General features: G+C 55.2%; 19 protein-coding genes and 1 pseudogene. 9 read left to right on the top strand and 11 right to left on the bottom strand.

Translation table 11 applies throughout. The features are described from left to right. Nucleotides 1-104 precede the first annotated feature (104 nt). Complete coding sequence (locus tag RR_RS19970; protein WP_011225053.1) at nucleotides 105-1127, top strand: tyrosine-type recombinase/integrase; 1023 nt, start codon at nucleotides 105-107, stop codon at nucleotides 1125-1127. A 190-nt stretch (nucleotides 1128-1317) separates the two neighbouring features. Here RR_RS19970 and RR_RS19965 read toward each other — a convergent pair whose 3' ends face one another. After that, nucleotides 1318-1635 carry a hypothetical protein gene (locus RR_RS19965; RefSeq protein WP_011225054.1) on the bottom strand — a complete coding sequence of 106 codons (318 nt, stop codon included), beginning with the start codon at nucleotides 1633-1635 and terminating at the stop codon, nucleotides 1318-1320. 1307 nt (nucleotides 1636-2942) lie between these two features. On the opposite strand from RR_RS19965, the gene RR_RS19960 reads away from it, so the two are divergent. Next, nucleotides 2943-3236, top strand: a complete 294-nt coding sequence (locus tag RR_RS19960) for a HalOD1 output domain-containing protein (RefSeq protein ID WP_011225055.1) — start codon at nucleotides 2943-2945, stop codon at nucleotides 3234-3236. Between the two features lie 327 nt (nucleotides 3237-3563). Here RR_RS19960 and RR_RS19955 read toward each other — a convergent pair whose 3' ends face one another. From RR_RS19955 to xseA, 3 genes are all read right to left on the bottom strand, one after another. Continuing rightward, a complete protein-coding gene (locus RR_RS19955) occupies nucleotides 3564-3842 on the bottom strand; it encodes a hypothetical protein (RefSeq protein ID WP_011225056.1) in 279 nt (92 codons plus the stop codon). A 646-nt stretch (nucleotides 3843-4488) separates the two neighbouring features. Then, nucleotides 4489-4665, bottom strand: a complete 177-nt coding sequence (xseB, locus tag RR_RS19950; protein WP_011225057.1) for an exodeoxyribonuclease VII small subunit — start codon at nucleotides 4663-4665, stop codon at nucleotides 4489-4491. Continuing rightward, nucleotides 4662-5873, bottom strand: a complete 1212-nt coding sequence (xseA, locus tag RR_RS19945; protein ID WP_011225058.1) for an exodeoxyribonuclease VII large subunit — start codon at nucleotides 5871-5873, stop codon at nucleotides 4662-4664. The genes xseB and xseA overlap by 4 nt, the downstream gene beginning before the upstream one ends. A gap of 438 nt (nucleotides 5874-6311) precedes the next feature. Between xseA and RR_RS19940 the strand changes: the two genes are divergently transcribed. Next, the gene (locus RR_RS19940; RefSeq protein ID WP_011225059.1) at nucleotides 6312-7373 is read left to right on the top strand and encodes a hypothetical protein; all 1062 of its coding nucleotides are present in this window, start codon (nucleotides 6312-6314) and stop codon (nucleotides 7371-7373) included. A 259-nt stretch (nucleotides 7374-7632) separates the two neighbouring features. Here the strand turns inward: RR_RS19940 and RR_RS19935 are convergent, their stop codons facing one another. The 4 genes and pseudogenes from RR_RS19935 to RR_RS19920 all read right to left on the bottom strand — a co-directional run bounded on the left by RR_RS19935 (nucleotide 7633) and on the right by RR_RS19920 (nucleotide 10563). After that, a complete protein-coding gene (locus RR_RS19935) occupies nucleotides 7633-8076 on the bottom strand; it encodes a universal stress protein (RefSeq protein ID WP_011225060.1) in 444 nt (147 codons plus the stop codon). A 179-nt stretch (nucleotides 8077-8255) separates the two neighbouring features. Further along, nucleotides 8256-8651 (bottom strand): annotated as a pseudogene (locus tag RR_RS21630) (MFS transporter); the annotation flags it as partial. 31 nt (nucleotides 8652-8682) lie between these two features. Beyond that, nucleotides 8683-10299, bottom strand: a complete 1617-nt coding sequence (locus RR_RS19925) for an SLC13 family permease (RefSeq protein WP_004966506.1) — start codon at nucleotides 10297-10299, stop codon at nucleotides 8683-8685. 60 nt (nucleotides 10300-10359) lie between these two features. Beyond that, a complete protein-coding gene (locus RR_RS19920) occupies nucleotides 10360-10563 on the bottom strand; it encodes a hypothetical protein (RefSeq protein WP_011225062.1) in 204 nt (67 codons plus the stop codon). A gap of 310 nt (nucleotides 10564-10873) precedes the next feature. Here RR_RS19920 and RR_RS19915 point away from each other — a divergent pair, with 310 nt between their 5' ends. After that, entirely contained in the window at nucleotides 10874-11251 is a 378-nt protein-coding gene (locus RR_RS19915) for a hypothetical protein (protein ID WP_004966508.1), read from the top strand. Further along, nucleotides 11252-11425, top strand: coding sequence for a hypothetical protein (locus RR_RS22625; protein WP_160164335.1), 174 nt, complete (start codon nucleotides 11252-11254; stop codon nucleotides 11423-11425). 21 nt (nucleotides 11426-11446) lie between these two features. Here RR_RS22625 and RR_RS19910 read toward each other — a convergent pair whose 3' ends face one another. Next, nucleotides 11447-11683, bottom strand: coding sequence for an SHOCT domain-containing protein (locus RR_RS19910; RefSeq protein ID WP_394295550.1), 237 nt, complete (start codon nucleotides 11681-11683; stop codon nucleotides 11447-11449). Nucleotides 11684-13651: 1968 nt separating this feature from the next. On the opposite strand from RR_RS19910, the gene RR_RS19905 reads away from it, so the two are divergent. Beyond that, complete coding sequence (locus tag RR_RS19905; protein WP_011225066.1) at nucleotides 13652-14302, top strand: metallophosphoesterase family protein; 651 nt, start codon at nucleotides 13652-13654, stop codon at nucleotides 14300-14302. A 296-nt stretch (nucleotides 14303-14598) separates the two neighbouring features. Beyond that, nucleotides 14599-15591 (top strand): IS5-like element ISHma6 family transposase, encoded by a 993-nt coding sequence (locus RR_RS19900; RefSeq protein ID WP_011222280.1) that lies wholly within the window; start codon nucleotides 14599-14601, stop codon nucleotides 15589-15591. A 94-nt stretch (nucleotides 15592-15685) separates the two neighbouring features. Here the strand turns inward: RR_RS19900 and RR_RS21620 are convergent, their stop codons facing one another. Beyond that, nucleotides 15686-16261, bottom strand: coding sequence for a GNAT family N-acetyltransferase (locus tag RR_RS21620; protein WP_011225067.1), 576 nt, complete (start codon nucleotides 16259-16261; stop codon nucleotides 15686-15688). Nucleotides 16262-16508: 247 nt separating this feature from the next. On the opposite strand from RR_RS21620, the gene RR_RS19890 reads away from it, so the two are divergent. After that, on the top strand, nucleotides 16509-16943 hold the full coding sequence (locus RR_RS19890; protein WP_232508582.1) for a hypothetical protein: 435 nt from the start codon (nucleotides 16509-16511) through the stop codon (nucleotides 16941-16943). 116 nt (nucleotides 16944-17059) lie between these two features. Then, entirely contained in the window at nucleotides 17060-17401 is a 342-nt protein-coding gene (locus RR_RS22620; RefSeq protein ID WP_244621441.1) for a VOC family protein, read from the top strand. A 2267-nt stretch (nucleotides 17402-19668) separates the two neighbouring features. Here RR_RS22620 and RR_RS19875 read toward each other — a convergent pair. Further along, nucleotides 19669-20280, bottom strand: coding sequence for a hypothetical protein (locus RR_RS19875; RefSeq protein ID WP_011225071.1), 612 nt, complete (start codon nucleotides 20278-20280; stop codon nucleotides 19669-19671). Nucleotides 20281-20407: the final 127 nt, after the last annotated feature.

The raw sequence follows: 20407 nt of genomic DNA, 5'->3' as shown, positions 1-20407 counted from the left end.
ACTATAAAGGGTACTGAAACACCGAAATTCTGGTTTTGTAGATAGGTTTGTATTAATGCAATAAGCACCACCAGTTTTACCCGGACCGCCGCTGTACGGGAAGCATGGATCGGCTTCCGCCTGCATACGACGCTACTCCCGGGGGTGACGCCCTCGAAACAGCCATCGAGAAACGACTCGTCGATATCGACTCCGGGCGCTACCGAACAAACGTCGCGAGCGTGCTTCGGAAGTTCGCAGCTTGGTCCCGGGACCAGCACGGTATCTCCAGTCCCGAGGATATCGACGACGACCTTTGTCGGCAGTACGCTCGTGACCTAGCCCGGGCCGACGACAGAGACGATATTTCACCAGAAACCGCCCGCCGCTACTTCGCCTACGTCCGCTCGTTCCTGACATGGGCTGTCTACGAGGGTCTGGTACCGACGAACCCGGCCAAGACCAACCACGCCGAAGGCCCGCTTCCGACCGACGAGACTGAAACCGACCAACAGTACTGGACGACACGCGACCGCGAAGCCATTTGCGCGACTGCCACCGCCCGCGTCGATGAAGCCGGCGAGAGCGACGACATTGACCGCACGGCGGCCTACCGCGACCAGGCACTCGTCTTCTTACTCGCCTACTCCGGAGCCCGCAGTGCGGAACTCGTCGCCGTCTCCGATGATGAAGAACGGAACGGCCTGCGGTGGCGGCACGTCGACCTCGATGCTGGCACGATGCAAGTGTTCGGCAAGAATCGCACCCGTGAGTCTGCACCCATCCTCGACGATGCACTTCGCCCGCTCCGGCGCTGGAAGCAACTCCGAGAGCCCGACGAGAACGAGGCCGTGTTCCCCAGGCTCGACAACGCGGCGAAAGCACTGGACCCGACGCCGTCGATCACAACGCAGTCAGCCCGGAACATACTGGCAGACCTCTGTGAGTGGTCTGAGTATGACTTCGAGGAGCCGCTGAAACCCCACGGGGCTCGCCGTGGCCTCGGTCGTGAACTCTATCGCGAAAACCCACAGCTGGCGCAGGACGTACTGCGGCACAAGTCCATCGAAACAACACACGAGGGCTATGCACAGGAGGCCGCGAAGCGTACCCGTGACGAAGCGAACAACATCATCAGCGGTAAGTAGAGTACACTGCCCGGATCTCGCGTTGGATTCTATTCTATCACCTATTGTACACAGTCATTGTTGGTAGCGTCAGTAGGGCTCAACTCAAGAATTATACTGGCCAAGAGACGTTTGGCCTTTTGTGGCCCGGTTCGCTGGTTCGACTGTTGTCGCGATTATTTCGTCCACTTCGCCGCGACTGTCACCATCGCTATTTATGGCCCGAGTCGCACCCTTCGAGCGAACTGTATTTATTCCCGCGTTCACCGACGAGTTCAAAGTAGAAATCTATCCACTCGCGGGTATCGTCGGCAGCCATCAGAGCGTCGGCAACTCCTCCTACGAAGGCCTCTTTCTCAACGTCCTCAAGTTCGACAATAGCCGCGATCTGTTCAGAGTCCATCTCGATACTCTCGTTGAGGCCGTCCCAATTGATGAAGCGGTCATTTGGGATTGCTGAAGGAACCGTTTGCGCTAAGAATTCTTCCACGAAGGCCTCCGTGTCAGGTCGATGTTGCCGGATTGGCATACTCTTGCTAGAAATAAGTATTCAGATAATACTTCTGGAAATACAAAGTAACGAAAAACAGTATTCGGACACCCGCTTATCATTGGAAAAGAACACAACAGCTGCTGGTAATGCGATTTGTTTTTCATCTACACCGCTGTATTTCTTCGTCAGATTCAATCTAGTTCTGGTCCTCTATTGGTGGTCAGTTAGTCGTTACTTCTATAATTCCTGATACTATTCAACGAGGGGCTTCAGCCGCAGTTCTCCGAAGGCGTATCGGTAGTATGAACAGACCCGCTCAATGACAGCCGGCTCTATCAGAATCTCAGCACACTCACCGGGCAAAACCGCATCAACCGGGACGAGTTCGACGCTCGTACGAACGAGGTACGTTGACTGACGCCGTCAGACACGCTCACGGACCTACCTACGCCGACCAGACCCGTCGCTGGAGGTGACCACCAGTGACGGAGTGCTGTGACCAGAGTGGTGTCAAACAGGTGCTATGTTCCTTGCAAAAGGGGCATGTCGGGCGACGGTGGGCACCGACAGTCTCGCCCGACAACCGCAATTGTCAGAGGCACGGACAGGTTCCGGATCCTGCATACCGCCTCACCCACGTGAGGGTGGCGTAGGAGTCGGCCTGCAGCGGGGACCAGAACCTGTTTTGGTGGTATTCGCCGTCGATAATTAATTTTAACTATGGGTTGTTAGCCAGTGTCAATCGCAGCCCTGCACACGAAGGTTGCCACACTGGGTCAGGTGAAACCCAGTCTCGACAGTCAGCGCTGGCATAGACAGAGACAATGTCTCCAGTTCCGTCAGCAAAAAGCTGTAGCGGTTCTGGGTTCCGGTGGTCTCTTCGTGATCGTGGCGGTGGCCACGACAATTGGCATTATCGAGCCACTGTGACGTAGCTATTTGACTAGTCCAGTTTTCACCAGTTTCTCCGAGAGTGCAATCGAATCTCAGTATGCTGGATACACCCTCTGTATCTTGCGCGGTACTACTGGCAACCACCGAGTCGAACGCGGACGGTTCTGTTGGCTTGTTCCTCTGTACTGACCAGATCACATGAACTACTCACTCAGGGCCAACCGCCCTTTTTCGGTGTTGATGATGAGGCTGCAGCAGATAACTGGAACAGCTACGAGTTCTCCGTGGCCGTTGTTTCGGCTGATGGTGACGCCGAGGAGGTTGTACTGAACCACGCTTTTCCAGACGGTCTCGGAGTCCCCACTACTTGATTCAATTTATTTTGACGTAGTTATTACTACTGATACTTAGGCCGATGTTTTCATGTACGTATGTAACCAAATGTAGGTATGTCAGAGAGCGCTGCTACTCCATCGCTTTCCCAGAACTGGGAAACGCTTGCAGTTCATGACTGGGACGGCGACACTGAGCTCATCGTAGAGCTTGCAGAAGTTCTGGAGGAGTTGTCTACTGATGACGTACCAGTACTGGACGAGTACGTTGACGCTGAGTCGCTCTGCAACGGGCTTCAGGCAGTAGCGGGGCGACAGTTTACCGAGGTTCGTTTCTCTGTTGAGACGTATGAAGTCCGGATTCGTCAGAGCGGAGCAATAGAAGCTCAACGGCAACTACATCCCGAATAGACAGGAACTGCGGTCGTCCGGTTTAATTACTTGCTCTCATCCGTCTTTAGCTAAGAAAGAACCGATGTGATTACGACGGCTTATTGCGGTTACTTTTTAAGAGGAACGAGGAGGCGGTATGCAACAAGATATCTCGAACCGCCTCGCGGTCGGCTTGGTTAGCCACAACCAACCGAACCACTCACTCCCCAGCGATCTTGGTCTCGTCGTCAGACACCCATACGCTGAAACGGTAGTTACACCTGCTTAGAGCGCTCAAAAGAACGGTCAGCGCCAGACAATCATTCCGTACCCCAATCAGGTCCAACTGGTGGAACCACTGCGTGCTTATTTGCCAGGGGCATTGTCCGCGGCCCCGTTCGCGGCCGAAGTCGCGTTCTCTGCGGCCGTATTCGCCCCGGCCTCACTGCCACCAGGTGTCATGCTGCTGATCACCTCACCGAGGCCACCGGACTCACCGCCGGCCGCGGAGCTAACCTCAGCCAGAATGTTCCCGACGAAGTCCGGAACCTGCGCGGGGAGGTCTGTCGGTGGGCCTGCCTGCATCCCCATCTGAGCCGTTTCGTTTGCGAACTGGACAATCGTCAGCGGATCTGCTTCGAACATTGCAACTCGACGTATCGGGCGGGAGGTGATAAGGGGGCCAAGCCATGAGGCCGATTTGGGGCCGGTTTTCGCCGAATTAACGCGATTAAATCAGGGATAAATCGCCTTGTCGTAGCTTCTCGCCTCGAGATCGATATTTGGGGTGACCATCGGGACTGGGTCGTGCAGGACGCGCCAGCAGCGACCTCGAAAGTCGATGTGTTGGCCCGTAGAAAGTACATCTGCGACGAGTGTGCCATCGGCAGTGTGTCCAAATACGCACCCACCGCTCAACGTGGGTGCTCAGCGAATATCTACAAACGCACCCAGGTATCTGGCAGGATGTGCATGAGCGCCTCCGGCGTGTGCCGGAGGAGTCACCGGACTGCTGGCCCGGATTCGAAGCATTCTGTGAGGGCACATAGACTTCGTAAGCGTACCCGGACTCTTCCAGCACTCTGAAGACGCTAACCAACAGAGAATGAGAACCGTCCCGGCTGTTGGTTAGCTGATCTAAATCCGCTGTCTAGCCGTCCATTGGGTCTTAACTTTCTGAGATAAACGTTGACGGCGAGGGTGCAGCCATCGCAAGAGCCACCACAGAAACCGAAATACGGGACGTTCTGTGAGGAGAGCTACTATAGCTCAAAACAGTTTTAACCGGACTTCAGCGATCAATAACCTCGCCATCCCCAACAGCTAGCTCGGATTCCAACTCAGCAATCAGTTCCGTGCCCTCAGCATGGAGTTCGTTCGCTCGTTCCAGCGCGACGTCTCCGTTTTCGAGCTGTTCGATAATCTGTTCAAGTCGGTCGGTCTTGTCGGCGATTGTCTCGTCTTTCATAGTGGAAGCAGGATGTACAGGAGCAAGGCCACAACAAGCAAGCCCAGTGCTACCAAGATGAGCAGCAGCCGTCGACGCTGGCGGCGATGGGCAGCGACCTCTTGTTCACGTTCTCGCTGCTGGTCATACTGGGTCCGCGCTTGCTCTAGCCGGTTTGCAAGATCAGTCAGTTCATCTCGAACGTGGGTGTCGTATGTGCGGTCCAACTCAGCTTCGAACGCAGACAGATCCGACTCAACTGTCCGTCTGTAGGCCCGTGTGAGTCGGTCGTCCATCGTTTCCAGCGTCGTCTCGGCAGTCTCTGTGTAGGCTGTGTTGAGACGTTCTTCGAGTGTTTCCAGTTCCGCCTCCAGCGTGGTCCGCTCTGGAACGATGTTGCCCGCCTCGGTCGGTGTCATCACCCGCCTGTCGGCCACTTCATCGGCCAGTGTTCGGTCGTTCTCGTGGCCGACTCCAACCACGACTGGCGTCTCGGTTTTGTGGATGACACGGCAGAGCGGTGTTTCGTTGAACACCCGGAGATGCTTGTCAGAACCGCCGCCGCGAGTGAGAACGATAACGTCGACCCGCGGGTCGTCATCGAGTTCACTGATCGCACCCATGATCGACATCATTGCATCGTCGCCCTGAACACTCGTGTTCTGGATGACGATATCAACGTCAGGATATCGCTCGTGAATGCTGGTAATTGCATCCATTCGGGCATCGCTTGTTGCACTGGTGGCGATCCCGATTCGTTCTGGGAAGTCTGGAAGCGCCTGTTTGTGCTCCGGATCAAGCAACCCATCCGAGTCCAGCAGTTGCCGATTTTGCTCGTATATCCGCTGGTACGTGCCTTCACCGACCTCAACGATGTCTTCGACGATGACGGACACGTTGCCCCCGTCTTCGTAGTACGACAGTGAGCCTTTCACAGCCACCTGCATCCCATCCTCGATCGTAGCGTCGATAGCTGACCGCTTGTATCCGAAGAGTACGCAGTGAATCGTCGAGCCCTCATGGACCAGATCAAGATGGACATGGTCATTCGAGGACACGCCATAGTCAGAGACATCACCGACGACGTAATCGAAGGCAAGCTGGTCTGCACTCTCAACAACTGCGCCGATATCTTCATTCAGCGTATCAACGTAGGTAATTCGCTCCGTTTGGAGTGCTTCCTGAAGTGTCTCCAGCGATGTCTGCGTCAACTCCGGCCCCGAGCCCATTCGCCTCTTCTGTAGTGCAGTTGTGTACTTAAGCCATGGTGGTTCCGTCAGGTTACGTTCGTCATCTAACCGGGGTGATATAGGAAGTATAGCGTCAACGGACCAGCTCAGGCTGTCCTTGCAAGGGCATGGAACTGTCACGATGGCAGTCTGACGGCAGTGTGAGAAGCAATTTTGTGACCCCCGCTGGGTGAGGGGATTCCAAGACCAGCCTCACGGTGGCAAGTAAACCCACGCCACTGGGTTTCTTCCGGCGACAAAGCACAGCACAATCGCCGCGCCAATCTGAGTATCGTGGCCAGCAGTCCAGTGTCAGATTTTGCTGACTCCAACGCAGGGGGTTGTTTTAGGTTGACAGCGCGGCGAACTCGTTGGAGGTGTGCGGTTCTATTCTAGCCGCGCACAGCTTAAAGTGTAAATGGGAATATATTTTTTAGTATGGTGGAAGATTCCGATCAGACACAGGAAGCAGGTCAGTCGCCAGACCATCCGACGGTCGCACTAAGTCGGCGAACACTGCTTCAGTCGACCCTTGCAGGAAGTGCGATATTAGGCGGAGCCGGTCTACCTATAGCAACTGCCAACGATGAGCAGTCCGACGCGAAGGGTACTGGAAATAGCACCGATAGCTGGGAGGGCTTTCCACCAAGTGGAATCACTGAGTATGGACGAAGCGTTACCCTCGGAAACGGGCGAGTCCGAACCTTTACGAGTGAAACACCGTCAGGAGAGGCGAAGTATCACGGAATTGAGTTCGATCACGCCGCACTCGAAGGGCTTCCAGACGAGACGGATATAACTGAATCAGACAATCGGGCAGAGACTGATAAGTATCGGATTGGCGGACAGGCAGCAACGATCCACTTCAAACAGTCGCTGCAGTTCTTTGTGCCGTTCCCGGACGCGGCTAATACGCCATTTACTTTCTTGGGACTCAACTGGAATCCAGACGGCCATTTTGGTGGCAAAGGAGCGTGGGAGAAGCCCCATTTCGATATCCACTTCCACATGCTTGACCCGGCAACGGTGGACAACATTGCGGGTCCACAGGTTCCACCGTACGATGCCAAAACATCGGACGGAATCGAGACTAACTTCGACTTCGCTCAACTTCCAGAGGGGTACATGCGACCACCGCCGCCCGTCGCTGATGAGCGGTATATTACAGACATGGGTGAACACGCAGCGCCGACAGACGCTCCTGAGCTCCCAAACGGTCCCGACGAGCAGGGTGATCCCACGAACTTTGACAACACACTCATTCAGGGATTCATCGGGGACAAAGAGGGGTCACAGCTGGCGTTCGTAGAACCGATGCTCACCCGAGAGTTCTTGAGCGGTTTCCAAGGCACCAAAACATACGATATCCCGCAACCGGATGAATATCCACATGACCAGCAGCACCCACACGAGTACAGCGTCCGAGACGTTCCATCGACGGACAAAATCGCAGTTGTTATCGAGAGCTTCAAACAGGGTTCCAATCAAGCGAAGGAGTAGTCTTCTCTGCACGGTCTCACTCATAGATGAAGCCACGAGGCCAGACTTCACCGGACTTCAGGAAACCGCTCCAATTTGCACCGTTCAACTCTGCGAAGCGGCTTGCAAGAGAGTCCGCAGAATCCGGACTCACGCTGTGTCTCTGAAATAACGGCAGTTATTTCGGACGCACCGGGATTGAACCGCCAGATTAGGCCTTCAAGCCACGCCGCCAAGTCCTCAGGTGGCATCGAAGCTGTGCGCCACAGTTTCACACCAGTCACTCTCGACGGACGAACACCACGGGACAGGGGGCCTGAACGAGGACATCTTGCGTGGTGGAGCCGAAGACGGCTTTCCCCGTCGGTGAGCGGTTCGCTCCACCGACAATGATGAGATCTACGTCGGCAGCTAGGTCCATGATGCTGTTCGCGTGTGGCCCAGTTGCAGTGCGCAGTTCGTACTCGACTTCTGCGGAGTCGAGCTGTGAGACGATTGACTTGAAGAGCCCGTGTTGGGCCGCTATCTGTTCGGGCGACACCTCAGAGGCGTCGTCGAAACCCAGACTTGTTTTGCTAGTTTCGTATTCCTCATCAGTGAATATTTGGCCGACGACCACTCGGGCATCCGCCGGCTTCGCTATGTCGATCGCTGTCGATGCGAGTTGCTGCCCGTTACCCTCGTCACCGGGCCTACCAGCGACCAGTACCGTTTCCAGTGCCATGTATCAATGATACACCGATCCAGCTGTAAACGTTCCGGTACTGGCACACAGGCGCTCCCCGTGGCGGACCCACATACTGGGGAATCATCCGAACCGATTTCGGGAACCCAGAGTTATCCGAGCCGCCCCGGATTCTATTGCCCACTATCCCGTTGTTGAGCGTCGGCGACGGCGACGCCAGCGAGGTTTTGCCGCCCGGACGGGACGTTTCCAAATATCGCCTTGTTCGTGCCCGGTATCGCCGTGCCATACAGCGCACCGAGGACGAAGACACTGCACAGCAACAGTCCGTACGTGTCCGCGACCGGGACGAGCAGCGCGCCCCCGGCGAGGCCGACGAGGCCCATCGAGAGGGTGCTGTGTTCGCCGTACCGGTCCGTGACCGCACCCAGTGGCAGTAAAAACACCGCGTAGCCGAGCGTCAGTACCGTCACCACGAGTCCGACTTTCGTTCCGGTCAGCCCGAACTCGTCCCGGAGAAACGGCGTGGCTGCGAACACGGCGTAGTAACAGATGCTCGCGGCGAGTTGCCACAGGAAGACGAGGGATATCGTTCGGTGCTGATTCCTGTCCAGAGAGAGGGGTCGACACTCCAGTCTCGCTGTGTCACCAGAGGAGATGCGGCCAGACGAAGGTGAACAGCAGCCAGATGAGCCCCGTCAGCACTGCAGTCATGACGATGTTGAGGATAACGCCGGTTCGCAGCATGTGGCTCTGCTTGATGTATCCGCTCCCGTAGACGATGGCGTTCGGCGGCGTCGCCACGGGGAGCGCGAACGCGAAACTGGCCGCGATCGCCCCAGAGACCGAGAGGAAGATCGCCGTCTTGAAATCCGTCAGCCCGAGCGTGGCCGCGAAGACACTGCCCAGACCGATGAGTATCGGGACAAGAATGGTCGTCGTCGCAGTGTTTGAGGTCATCTCGGTCAGGAACACGACGACGAGCACGACCGCGGCGATGATGAGCACGACCGGCATCCCGGTGAGCCCGCCAAACACCGTGTTCGCTATCCACTCGGTCGTTCCGGTGTTCGCGAGCGCGTCGGCGAGCGAGATACCGCCGCCGAACAGCAGGAGCGTTCCCCAGTCGATGTCGACGAGTTCGTCCCACTCCATCGTGTCGGCCAGCACGAGCGCGGGGATGGCCATCACACCGACCATCACGTAGTAGAGGAGTCCCTGGTGGCCCTCAAGTCCGAAGATCGTCATCCCGCTGCCACCAAAGAGCGTGGTCAGCCACACGGCCGGCAGATACGGGGCCAGGAACGTGCCGAGGCCACCGAGCACCCAGAGCCCGGCCGTGGCCCCGAAGATAATCGCGACACGTCGCCCCCGCGGGTCGAGACTGTCCTCGTCGTCGAGGTACGCCTGTGCCTGTGCCTGTGCCTCGTCGACGTTGTTGATCTGGGGCGGGTACAGGACGTATGTAAGGAGATACCAGACGAGAGGGAGCGTGATGAAGACGACGGGCAGCCCGATGAGTAGCCAGTCGACGAATCCGATTTCGTACCCAAGGATAGCGTTGAGTTGCCCGACGAGCACGGCGTTCGGTGGAGTACCAATTATCGTCCCAACACCGCCGATACTGGCGGCATAGGCCGTCCCGAGCAACATTCCAATCTGCATGTTGGTAAACTCGTCCGCGGTGCCGATGCCACCGTCCGTGGCCGTTCCCGAAGCAGCCCCTTCTGGGGTAGACTCACCGACCGCCGCGACGCCCTCGCTGCTGAGCACCTGAGAGAGGACACCGACCGCAATCGGTGTCATCATGGCTGCCGTCGCCGTGTTCGAGACCCACATCGACAGTCCCGCAGTGGATATCATGACAGCGCCGATGAGGCGACGGGGCGAACTGCCCATCCTCGCCATCGTGTACAGCGCGATACGCCGGTCGATGTCGTACTTCTGGAGGGCGTTTGCCAGCATGAACCCCGCCATGAACAGGAAGATGAGGTGGTCCGCGAACCCGACGAGCGCGGTGTCCATGTCGTCGTAGACCCCAGTAGCAGTGAGCAGCACCGGAATCGACAGCGCGGTCACCGCGAGTGGGAGCGTGCCCGTTACCCACAGCGTCCCGGCGAAAAACATCGTCGCGAGCGTGTACTGACCGGCCAGCGAGAGCCCCGCCGGCGTCGGTGCGGCTGCGATGAGCACCGTCCCGAGACACACAATCCCAAACTTGACCAGCCGTGTCTGTACCTCGCTCAGAGTGCGGTGTATCATTGATACACAGGGTACTCCCCAGCCACTGGTCTTAAATCTTGGGTGATGTATAATGACGTTTTAGAAGTTGGTGACTATCGCGTTGATCTGGTCCGGACTGAGGTCGACCGCATACAGGTCGAACAGGACCTGACGACGAGCGTCCGATAGGCCGCGAGTTCCGTTTTCAAGCATTGAGAGGTGTGCCTGCATGAGGTCGTCGACTTCTCGCTCGACGCCCCGTTGCTCGTATCCGGCCGCGACCCGGAGGAGTCGCCACGCCATCGGTGAAATATCGTCCACGTCGGCGTATTCGACAGTCTCGGAGTTGTCAGTCACTAAATTCAACACCACCGTGTTGCCCGTATTCCCTAGAACACTCACCGGACCTCGGCCGGGATTCGAGGCAGATGTGCAATGTGTTCAACCTGCCCTCAGTATGACCACCCACAATTTAAATGATGCTGGTTAGATGGACCATGGGATAGGCAGCCGAAACACGCCCTTCGACTGAGGGAGCTCGACAGTCATGCCACTGACTAGGGTGGTTGGCTGGACGGACAAAATAAAAGTCGCTTTCGGGATGACTGCCCCCATGCCACTGCTACAGTTTGACATCGCACGGACGCTATCGGATGCTGCGAAAACCTCGCTAGCCGAACGCGTAACAGAATTCTACACGACCGAAATGGCGACGACTGCTGGCCACGTCGCGGTCACAATCCGAGAGCGCGACCCGACGGAGATGCATCTCGGACGGGCCGTCGATGGACCGCTGCTGTTCCTCGACGCTGAAATCCGTCGCGGGAGGTCCATCGACCGGAAACGCGCGTTCGCCCTCGCCACGATGGAGTACGCGGCGGAAGAACTCGATATCCCCGACGAAAACATGAAAGTCGTATTCACCGAACATCCCGGATCGGCGATGATGGGCGTCGACAGAGTCGGTGGCGAGTGGAACTCCGACGAGTGAGTGTGTCTCATCGACTTTTCGGAAGCGCCGCCAGAACATCTGTTCGTGACCGGCGTGCATCCCGCCGCGCTTGTGGCCACCGCCATGGTCGCCGTGACCGTCGTGGCTGCTGTGCTCCTCGTGGTGGGTGTGGCCCTCATCGTGACTGTGTTCACGATGGCTCACGTCACCTGAGTCGTGCGAGTCGGCCACCACTCATTCACCGCGTTGCAGTTTCCGACGGCGCGCGTCGAATTCCTCCTCGTCGATTTCACCGCTGGCGTAGCGACGCCGCAGGACGGTCAGTGCGTCGTCGGTCGTGCCACCACCGGAGTCACGCTGGGTGAGAAACAGGTACCCGAGGCCGAGCGGGATACTAATCAGGACCACCGTCCAGAGCGTCATCCACAGGAACCCACCGCCTACGCCCGTGGTGAACTTCCTCGCGTTCATGTTCGCCTCGACGAACCTCATCGTTGAACTCGGGTTGATGATTCTCAGAAACCCATACTGACTGTTCCATGGCATCTTCGGACTGCCACCCAACAAACCTCACTGAGGGTCACACCGACGCACCGGCGAGCATTATTCGAAGCTTCGATGCGATCAACCCATTAAACAGTATTTTATATCCACTCAATTGTTACCATCCCTGTACATATGTATAGGTTTGCGAGGAACCTATGCAGCCTGCGAGGGCTTGCACGTGTGGTGGTTGTGGTGATGCTAGTCACAGCGAGCGGATGTAGTGCAATCGGGAGTTTGTCCAGTGAGAATGAGGAGCTCCCATCAGAGGATGAGGCAACAGACCGCTACGCGTCGGTAAATGCCGTCAACGCAACAGTAACCACAGTCCAAACCCGGAACAACAAAACAGCCACAATCGTCACTCAAAAGCGGGAACGAGTTGGTTCGTTTGCGTATTTTGAACGAGTGATGTCGGTTAATAGAGCAGAGGAAATGAGACAACCACGGGTTGGTGAAGGTGGATTTATTATTGCGAACGGATCAACGCTTGTTTCCTATGATCCAGAGTCGAATGAGCTTCATCGAATGTCATTCCAGACCGATAATAGCTCTACAGAGGCGACGTATCCAGAACTCCTCGCCGCTGCGAAGAATAACCGCCCTGTCCCTCAGCCAACGGCGACACCGGGCATTTCACCCCTGCCAGTAGTGCCACAAAAAAACGAGTCTGGAGAAAACAGTTCGTCTGCGTATCGTGGCGGGAATGTGACAGTCCTATACAATGGGACAGAATCGATTGACGGGCGAGAAGCCTATCGGCTAGAGCTAGCTCCGGCCAGTGAAGATATGTCGCTGCGGTCACAGACGCTGTGGCTAGATACTGAGTCCTTATTTCCAATCAAACGACAGACAGAGTTCGTTGCCTATGGTGATGACTATGAGTATATAGTCACATATCGGAATGTAACGTTCAATCCGACATTCGAACCTGGAACGTTCCAACTTGAACCACAAGAGATTCCGGACGACGCACAACAAATTCAATTTAATAACTACGAGTCGCGAGCAGCGCTGGCCGACGCTGCCTCACTCCCAGTACCAGACCCGAACATGCCAGCAGAATTCGAGTTAGAAGTTGCTTCACACCGCACATCTGATCCCGAAGTGGCGACACTCAGGTATGAGGCCACTGGCAATGACACCCAGTACAGGATTTGGATTCTCAACGGGACACAGAATACGACTCCGGGAGTGCCCGTGCAAGTGGGTGAGTTCGAGGCAAGGCAAACGCGTACAAACAGGACGGTACGCATTAGTTGGTCGGTGGATGGGACCACCTATTACGTGAGTAGGTCCCCAGCCGACACAGCCAATAATAGCACGCTACGGCGTGTTGCACGCTCGGTTGCTAGAACTACGTGACAGATATCTGAGTAGATATGTCGCTATCTCAGTCTTTGCAGCCACTCATAGGTCACGGTCAGCCGTTTAATTAGAGCGCCACACAGTCGTAGCTGAACGAGGTGGGTCCTGTGTTAAAAATGTTCCAGACAGGTTATCTAGATGCAGGCGTGGCACTTTCGACTGTGGTCAGATGACCAGACATCTTCTCGATTCACAAAACCGACTTCAAGATGTGTCTTGTTGAATTGAAAAAGTCCGATGGCAGCGACAGAGCGGTTGGCCAATTGCTCAGATACATTGGTTGGACCCGTGAGCACCTTGACAGCCTAGAGAATGCCAGTGAGGCTGCTAACAAAGGGCAATTGACCGTCAGTGAACCAACTAAGAAACTGGAATAGGCATTATCACCTCGCTCTAGACCACACACACATCGCCAGTACAATGTTGATGTGAAGCTCAGAACACCAGACTTAGCTATCGACCAATGATCACACGCCGATGGCTGGCCCGTAGGTTAATCACGATCCACATGTCAAATTTAGGAATGCGATGACCGAGGCGACGCGCATCGGGTTGCTCTCCGATATTCATGCCAACGCTGTTGCATTGAGGGCGGTCCTTGACGATATGGAACCTGTCGATGCACTCCTCTGTGCCGGTGACATCGTCGGCTACGGGCCATCGCCCAAGGCATGTCTAAACATGGTCAGGGACCGAAGTATCCCGACCGTCGTGGGAAACCACGATCGCAATGTCGTCAGGGGGATGACCTGGGAATCTGGCGACGAATATGCTCGTCGAGTCCTTTCGACGGACGACCTCGAGTGGTTAGGGGATCTTCCCCGCGAACTCCGACTGTTCGACGAGCGACTCAAAATCGTGCATGACCATCCTGACGAGCAAGACCGATACACAGAACCGGCTGACTTTTCGCCAACACTCCTTGAGGACGAGGATGTCCTCGTTTTGGGCCACACGCACATCCAACACGCTGAGACATTCGATGACGGACTCGTGATCAACCCCGGCAGTGTCGGCCAACCTCGTGACGGCGATCCAGATGCTGCATATGGCGTCGTCGGTTTGTCCGACCTGTCTGTCGATCTCTGTCGGGTTCCATACGACATCGAACGCGTCCAACAGCGTATCGAAGGGACTTCGATTTCTGGCCGGAATGGAGAGCGACTGGTGTTCGATTAGAGGGGGAAGGAACCGAACGCCCCGCCACCGATGACTTACTGGCAAGCACTGATACGCTCCAGCAGACCGGTGTGTCAGTATTCGTCTCAATATCACCCAGATACCCAACGATGGACGGGAACGACTTTAGCCCGGGACGGCGAGTCCGTCGAACATCTCATCTAACGACCAGCACATCGGCAGAACATACACCACGGCCCACGCTCAACCGACTAGTTTGTGAACTATATGCAGTTAGCTAGAGGGTGTCATAGAACAGTTACCACACCAAAGAGCAGGGTGAATGCTGAGGTGGTATGGACTCAGCGACCCTGCAGAATGAGCCTTCGGTAGAGTCGTTCTTCAATGTCGCGGAGACCGAGACGTTAGCGTTGTTTGAGCATCTCTCCTTCGAGTTTCTTGGCGAGTTCGACGTGTTCGCCCCGGCGGAGACGGGGCGAACACGAGAGCATAAACCACCAGAGATGCTGCGTGGGTTCCTCCACTGCTATTACCGTGATATCTACGGAATTCGTCCTGCTGAGCGGGAGCTTCAGAACACGGTTGTCTGGCTGAGCTGTGGCTTCGATCGACCGCCGTCAAGAGACGCGGTCGATCGGTTCCTTACTGACCTCGAACACGTCGTCGACGAAGTCTTTGACCACCTCGTCGAGCAGGCCGCCCGGCGCGGCCTGCTCGACTTGACCTACTGCATCGATTCAACCGACGTGAGGGCGATGCCCGCTGACCAAGATGCGTCGAAATGCTACGATCCAACCGATGAAGAGTACTACTACGGCTACGGCTGTACGATTGTTTCGACCGGACAAAAAATACCGATTGCAGCGGAGTTCACCGAGAGCAAACAAGCGCCAGAAGAGACGGCGATGCGCGTCACCTGTGACGCGCTCGCCGTCGCCAAGCCGATTTGGATGGTCGGTGACAGCGCCTACGACACCCTCGACTGGCACGACCACCTGCTGGCCGCAGGGGTCGTGCCAGTCGCCCCGTACAATGCTAGAAACGCTGACGACCCGAAAGATATCGAATACAGGGTCGAGGACCGCATTGAGAAACACAGCGAGGATGTACAGCTGAAACAATCGATACTAAACCAGACGTACAATCGCCGCACTGGAGTGGAACGAACCAACGAATCAGTGAAGGACTGCGGCCTCGGGCGAACGCACGCCCGAGGCCGCGCCCACGCACGAGCGCAGGTCTTCCTCGCACTGTGTCTTCGCCTGGTCGTCGCAATCACCAATTACGAACGCGGAGACAATCCGGGAAGCACGATCATCACGGTGTGAGAAGAGTTCTATGACACCCTCTTTGAAAAAGGAATTTACGGCTGTATAATCGCTTGGCAGAGAGGGTGAGAAGTATTACATGACACGCTGCTGCTTAGAGCAACCTGGACATCCGGTACGTCATTCCTGATGAGTTGACTAGGGAGAATCCTGCCCGATTGTAGAACTGCTGTTGGTATCGTTTTCTTTTCTCAACGGAGAGCCAAACGTATGTTACACCAGCCTGTTCTGCATGGCCAAGCCCAGCGGCTATCAGGTCACTTCCGATGCCTGCTTGCTGATAATCCGGATGGACAAATATCAGGAGTTCGTGCCGGCCCGTTCCGTCGGGTACGAACCCAATATGGCCGACAATTTTGTTATTAACAGCGGCTACAACATGTATTCCGTCAAGGGCGTCAGAGAGCCATTCGCGAATAGCTTCAACGCTACGTGGCGGAACGCCCTGTGCACGTTGTGTTGGGTCGAAGTCGTCGTACATTGTGACCAGTGAATTGCGGTCACTTTCAGAATATTGACGAATCTGAACTTCTCGATCATTGGCATCAGTGACAGTCACGGGTGGGACAATGGGTCTAATCCGACGTGGTCGAAGACTGGCGGTGAGTGTCCGGATACTGTTCAGCAGTCGCGTGACCATGGTCGCCTCTTCTGGATCCTCAGTACTCATTGGATTTCGAAAACCTCCTATTTTTTCTCCAAAATAGGTGTATCTTCATGATTTCTTACGGCTAGTAGTAAACATCTGGCTCAAATTATATAAGTTCTTTGTGCGAATATTCAAATAACCTTCAGAAGAGGCCTTATCGCTAATAATTCATAGATAAACGCTGTACGCTCCTCATACTCTGGGTTGTCTACAGGCCCTACGCACGTCCGAACTTGACTGACACTCTGATCGTCATATCCTCCCGCTAGTGTACCAACCACTGACACTAACTCGCGTCGTGTCGTGGGGCTTTTCGCCGGCCATTCCACTGTTGATTATTGGTGCTTCGGTCGTCCCTGGTGCAACAGTTAGCATCCAGTTCTTCGAACTGATTTCGACTGCACTGTTGGTCGTCCTGTTTATTTATATGCTGTTTGGTCTGTGGGCCTACAAAAAACATCCATTGCTGTGGCCGGTGTTTCTGGTATTGACACCACTGGCCGTTGTCCTCCATGCAATCGGGGCTGCATGGGGTGTTCTTAGTCCAATCGAGGAGTTTGAGGTCACAACGAAAGTCGCACCCGAGACCATCGAAGAGGTCAACCCAGAATTGAGCGAGGGCGCGATTGCCGCTCATGATGGAGAGGACCGTCTCGTTCGGGACTCAACTGACGAATTCGATACGGAACTGTTCAAAGATTAGCTGTTGGTTACAACTTACAATAGATCTTTTCTCTGTCAAAATCGGTAACAATTGTCGTTGACAACAGGTGTTTTGACCCTGTAGAATGACTGATATGCATGGAAAAGCTATAATTTATTACCTTTGCTTGTACTGATGCGGAACGACTGGCGGAGTTCTGGTCGGAAGCTCTTGATGGTGAACAACAGGACCTTCCGGGATCGCTTGGTCCAGAAATTGTTGAGCGTCCTGGCGGTAGCCCAAATCTGCTGTTCAAAGAACAACCGAAAGGAACGGAGCGCGACCTCCCCATCCATCTTGACTTGGCAACCCAGAATCGTGAGGAGACAGTTGAACAACTCCGTCAGCTTGGGGGATCCGTCCGTGAAACCAAGACCGAAGCGTACGAAACGCACACGGCAACTTGGACGGTAATGGAAGACCCAGAAGGAAACGGCTTCTGCGTGAGCGAATATTAACAATAGCTGGGATGACAGCGGCTTGGTCAGTTATGTATACGTGAGATATTTGCGGTCAGAACCAAATCAAGTACTCACCAGATGGAATAAATTGCGCAGCTATGCTGCATAGATCCTCTATATGTTGCGCTATCTTTTGTAGCCATCTTTATGCGAACATTTTCTACTCGGATCGACACCGCAGTAAATCAGCTGTGAATGGTTTTATAACAGGCTAGTTTGCTGTCTGCTGAGGTTGGATATCCTCCGACGAGTATCTAAACATATCACTTACCCGTGTGCGTACCCAAGTTTCACGTGCTCTGCTTATTATGGTCCCCGGAGAACCACTGCAGGACCCGTCGGACAAACATGAGGAATATCCGCCGATCCAGTGTGATGCATGTCGGTCCGCACTGGAGTCACCCGATGGTATGCCGTCGTTCCTGCTCATTGACCAACTAACGGTTCCACTCGTTGGCTGTACTGATCACTTAAAACAGTTCAAGTCTGTTTGTGGATACACGACTACAGCCACCGCTGAAATCCTAAATCACAGGCCCGCTGGCGGCGTGAGCTGCCCCAGTTGTCACCTCGCACCGTACAACCCACAGCAACCGGTGATTCAGGTTCAGGATGGGGCCGTCGCCGTGCTCGCATGTCCAGAGCACCAATCTGAGATTATCACTCGGTTTCACGCAGGACTGGACACGCAGCAACGGCTGACAGCACAATTTGACGCCTCTTCATAGTGTGACGCAGGCACGGTCAGTGTAGCGTGACCGATAGGCTAGTAGAAGGATAACTGCGAAGAGAGTGATTAGCAGACCGCGCGACTTGGACATGACGTGGCTTCGGTGGTGGTGATTTTGTGGAGTGGTGCCAGCCGGATTCCTGAAACACTGTTCCTTGGGCGATTGTTTCCGCCCATTGGTGTGTCCTCTTCGGCACTGCCATGCTAGCAGCAGCAATTATGTTACTCTGTGCAGCACTGGGCCTTCTGGCACAGGGCGTACAGACGCTCGCGAAGCATCTATACACGTGGCGAGCGTGGCTGGGACGTTGCGCCACACGGTGGTGGTCGCTGGTCAGAGGTCTTACCCGATATCTTGAGGCGGCAACTGTACCGTCGAAGAGCGCAACCGAGTGCGGCGTGCAGCGCGGGCGATCTGGAATAAAGTAGGACTGAGTTGGTTGATGCACTCGGCAAACAAGATACGCGTTCGTGTAACCCAGTGGTGAAAAATTAACACACTGTCGTTAGAAGCGACTGCATGGACACCCGACGGAACCTCTACGTCGCGGCATTCGTTGGTGCATCATTATCGTATATTTTCAACGTGCTTGCGTTCACTGGTACCTTCGATGTGTTCCGTTGGTTCGTGTTCGCTGTCGTTTTTCTCGGCTTTACGTTTGGGTTTGAGAAGTTCATCGGGTGGCAGACTAGATAACAAGAGCCTCGATTGGGACGAGTTGGCACTCAGTGCTGCAGACAACTTCTGTGTGTATCACACCACTCCTGAAGGTATCGAATCGTTCCCGAGGATGCTGTGCATACAGAGCGCGAGCCCTGTAGTATGTCGCCTCCCGCCTCCTGCAGCACAATCGCGTAGCATAGGAAAGGTCGTTTTACTGGTATCACGTTGAAACATCCTTTGTATCGTGAGCAGGAACGCGTATCGTATGGTCCCCTATGTTAGCGAGACGCTGTTTAATGAGCCACAAGGCCGTCCACTTGCACTCGTTCAGTTTGGCGTGTCGCTCACCTTCTTATGTATGTTCGCGTGTACCGCAAGCACCGGCGGCGCAGGCGATGCTAGATGGATATTGGTTCTCGTCGTCGGAACCGCGCTGTCCGGAACCGCAGAGTCTCTCCCCAAGAATCGGCGACAGGCGGCGGGTGTACTCCGTTTCGCGGCAATTCTCGCCTTCGGAATTTTAGTCGCTGCTCCGTTCATCGGTTTTAGATTCATTATTGGAGGATAACCGTCCGTATTGTTGCTCTCTGTGCTGAGCTTCCCCGGCGAGCGTATTGTTATTGGAGAGATAATTCGAAGTGTTACTCTCCACCTGCTTTCCTGCAATCTATTTCAGGCAAATATCCTCCTGTTACGCACTCTCTGGATCGGTCGCGCTGTTACTGGTAGGGGTAGTATAGGTGGGAGCGCGCTATACAGCAGAGTCGCATGACTACGAAGTAGCTATTGATCGGTACAGGAGCGCACCGTCTCCAATCAAGTCGTTCACCTAGAACAACTGCTCGGTAGGCGTGTGTATCCTTTAGTCAGTCACGCATCCGTGATCATGAACGTCGTCGAGATTGTGCTCCCTCCCAATCCGAAGAACGCGAAGCGATACTCGCCCGGTTCGAGGGCCGAGCAGACGTGATAGGCTGGGTTGTAGCCGTTTTGCCGTTCCAATCCGTCGTTGGTGGCCGTGAAGGTCCACCGAAAGCCACCGCCGGGGTACACGCGGACGCCTAAGTCTGTCCAACCGGCTTGGCTCTCTGTAAAGTAGATCGGTTCCCACCCGTCGTGCTGCCGGAGAATATTGTATTTGTATTTTTCTCCGATCCCCCGCGGATTGTCTCCGATATTTGTGAGTGTGAATGTAATGCGCTCACCGATAGTGACGACACCCTTCGATGCCGTCAGTTCGAATCCATTGGCCCGGTCTGAGTAAGAGTCACCAGCGGCGCGGGATACCGGGCGTGGGTCATCGTCGCAATCGATTGGGTCGGGTGGTGTCGTCATCGGTAATTCCCGTATTTGCGACTCAGGAGTCATCTCTGTCCCTGTCTTGCTGGGTGTTGGGGTGAGGTCTGTTGTTGTGTCGGAAGAACACCCTGCCACCAGCGAGAGGCTACCGGTGACAAGCGCGAGGGCTTGACGGCGGCGCATACGTCAGTTGTCTGGCCAAATTGGTAAATGCTTTCTCTGGATCTCGTATACCCCAAAAGCCACAGTGTAGGCCAGACTTGGTCGTGGCCGAACCCGCGGTCAGGTCGAAACTAGGACCGCAAACGGA

Source organism: Haloarcula marismortui ATCC 43049, assembly GCF_000011085.1.
GTDB lineage: Archaea > Halobacteriota > Halobacteria > Halobacteriales > Haloarculaceae > Haloarcula > Haloarcula marismortui.
The sequence above is the reverse complement of the archived record's forward strand: the minus strand, read 5'-3'. Positions and strand labels throughout refer to the sequence as shown.

Bases quoted from the DNA above. Each gene is read 5' to 3' on its own strand.
- RR_RS19900 (WP_011222280.1), top strand. From the start codon at position 14,599: ATGGACTCAGCGACCCTGCAGAATGAGCCTTCGGTAGAGTCGTTCTTC.
- RR_RS21620 (WP_011225067.1), bottom strand. From the start codon at position 16,261: ATGAGTACTGAGGATCCAGAAGAGGCGACCATGGTCACGCGACTGCTG.
- RR_RS19915 (WP_004966508.1), top strand. From the start codon at position 10,874: ATGCCACTGCTACAGTTTGACATCGCACGGACGCTATCGGATGCTGCG.
- RR_RS19920 (WP_011225062.1), bottom strand. From the start codon at position 10,563: ATGGCGTGGCGACTCCTCCGGGTCGCGGCCGGATACGAGCAACGGGGC.
- RR_RS19940 (WP_011225059.1), top strand. From the start codon at position 6,312: ATGGTGGAAGATTCCGATCAGACACAGGAAGCAGGTCAGTCGCCAGAC.
- xseB (WP_011225057.1), bottom strand. From the start codon at position 4,665: ATGAAAGACGAGACAATCGCCGACAAGACCGACCGACTTGAACAGATT.
- RR_RS19960 (WP_011225055.1), top strand. From the start codon at position 2,943: ATGTCAGAGAGCGCTGCTACTCCATCGCTTTCCCAGAACTGGGAAACG.
- RR_RS19910 (WP_394295550.1), bottom strand. From the start codon at position 11,683: ATGAACGCGAGGAAGTTCACCACGGGCGTAGGCGGTGGGTTCCTGTGG.
- RR_RS19925 (WP_004966506.1), bottom strand. From the start codon at position 10,299: ATGATACACCGCACTCTGAGCGAGGTACAGACACGGCTGGTCAAGTTT.
- RR_RS19935 (WP_011225060.1), bottom strand. From the start codon at position 8,076: ATGGCACTGGAAACGGTACTGGTCGCTGGTAGGCCCGGTGACGAGGGT.
- RR_RS19905 (WP_011225066.1), top strand. From the start codon at position 13,652: ATGACCGAGGCGACGCGCATCGGGTTGCTCTCCGATATTCATGCCAAC.
- RR_RS19955 (WP_011225056.1), bottom strand. From the start codon at position 3,842: ATGTTCGAAGCAGATCCGCTGACGATTGTCCAGTTCGCAAACGAAACG.
- xseA (WP_011225058.1), bottom strand. From the start codon at position 5,873: ATGGGCTCGGGGCCGGAGTTGACGCAGACATCGCTGGAGACACTTCAG.
- RR_RS19965 (WP_011225054.1), bottom strand. From the start codon at position 1,635: ATGCCAATCCGGCAACATCGACCTGACACGGAGGCCTTCGTGGAAGAA.
- RR_RS19970 (WP_011225053.1), top strand. From the start codon at position 105: ATGGATCGGCTTCCGCCTGCATACGACGCTACTCCCGGGGGTGACGCC.
- RR_RS19875 (WP_011225071.1), bottom strand. From the start codon at position 20,280: ATGCGCCGCCGTCAAGCCCTCGCGCTTGTCACCGGTAGCCTCTCGCTG.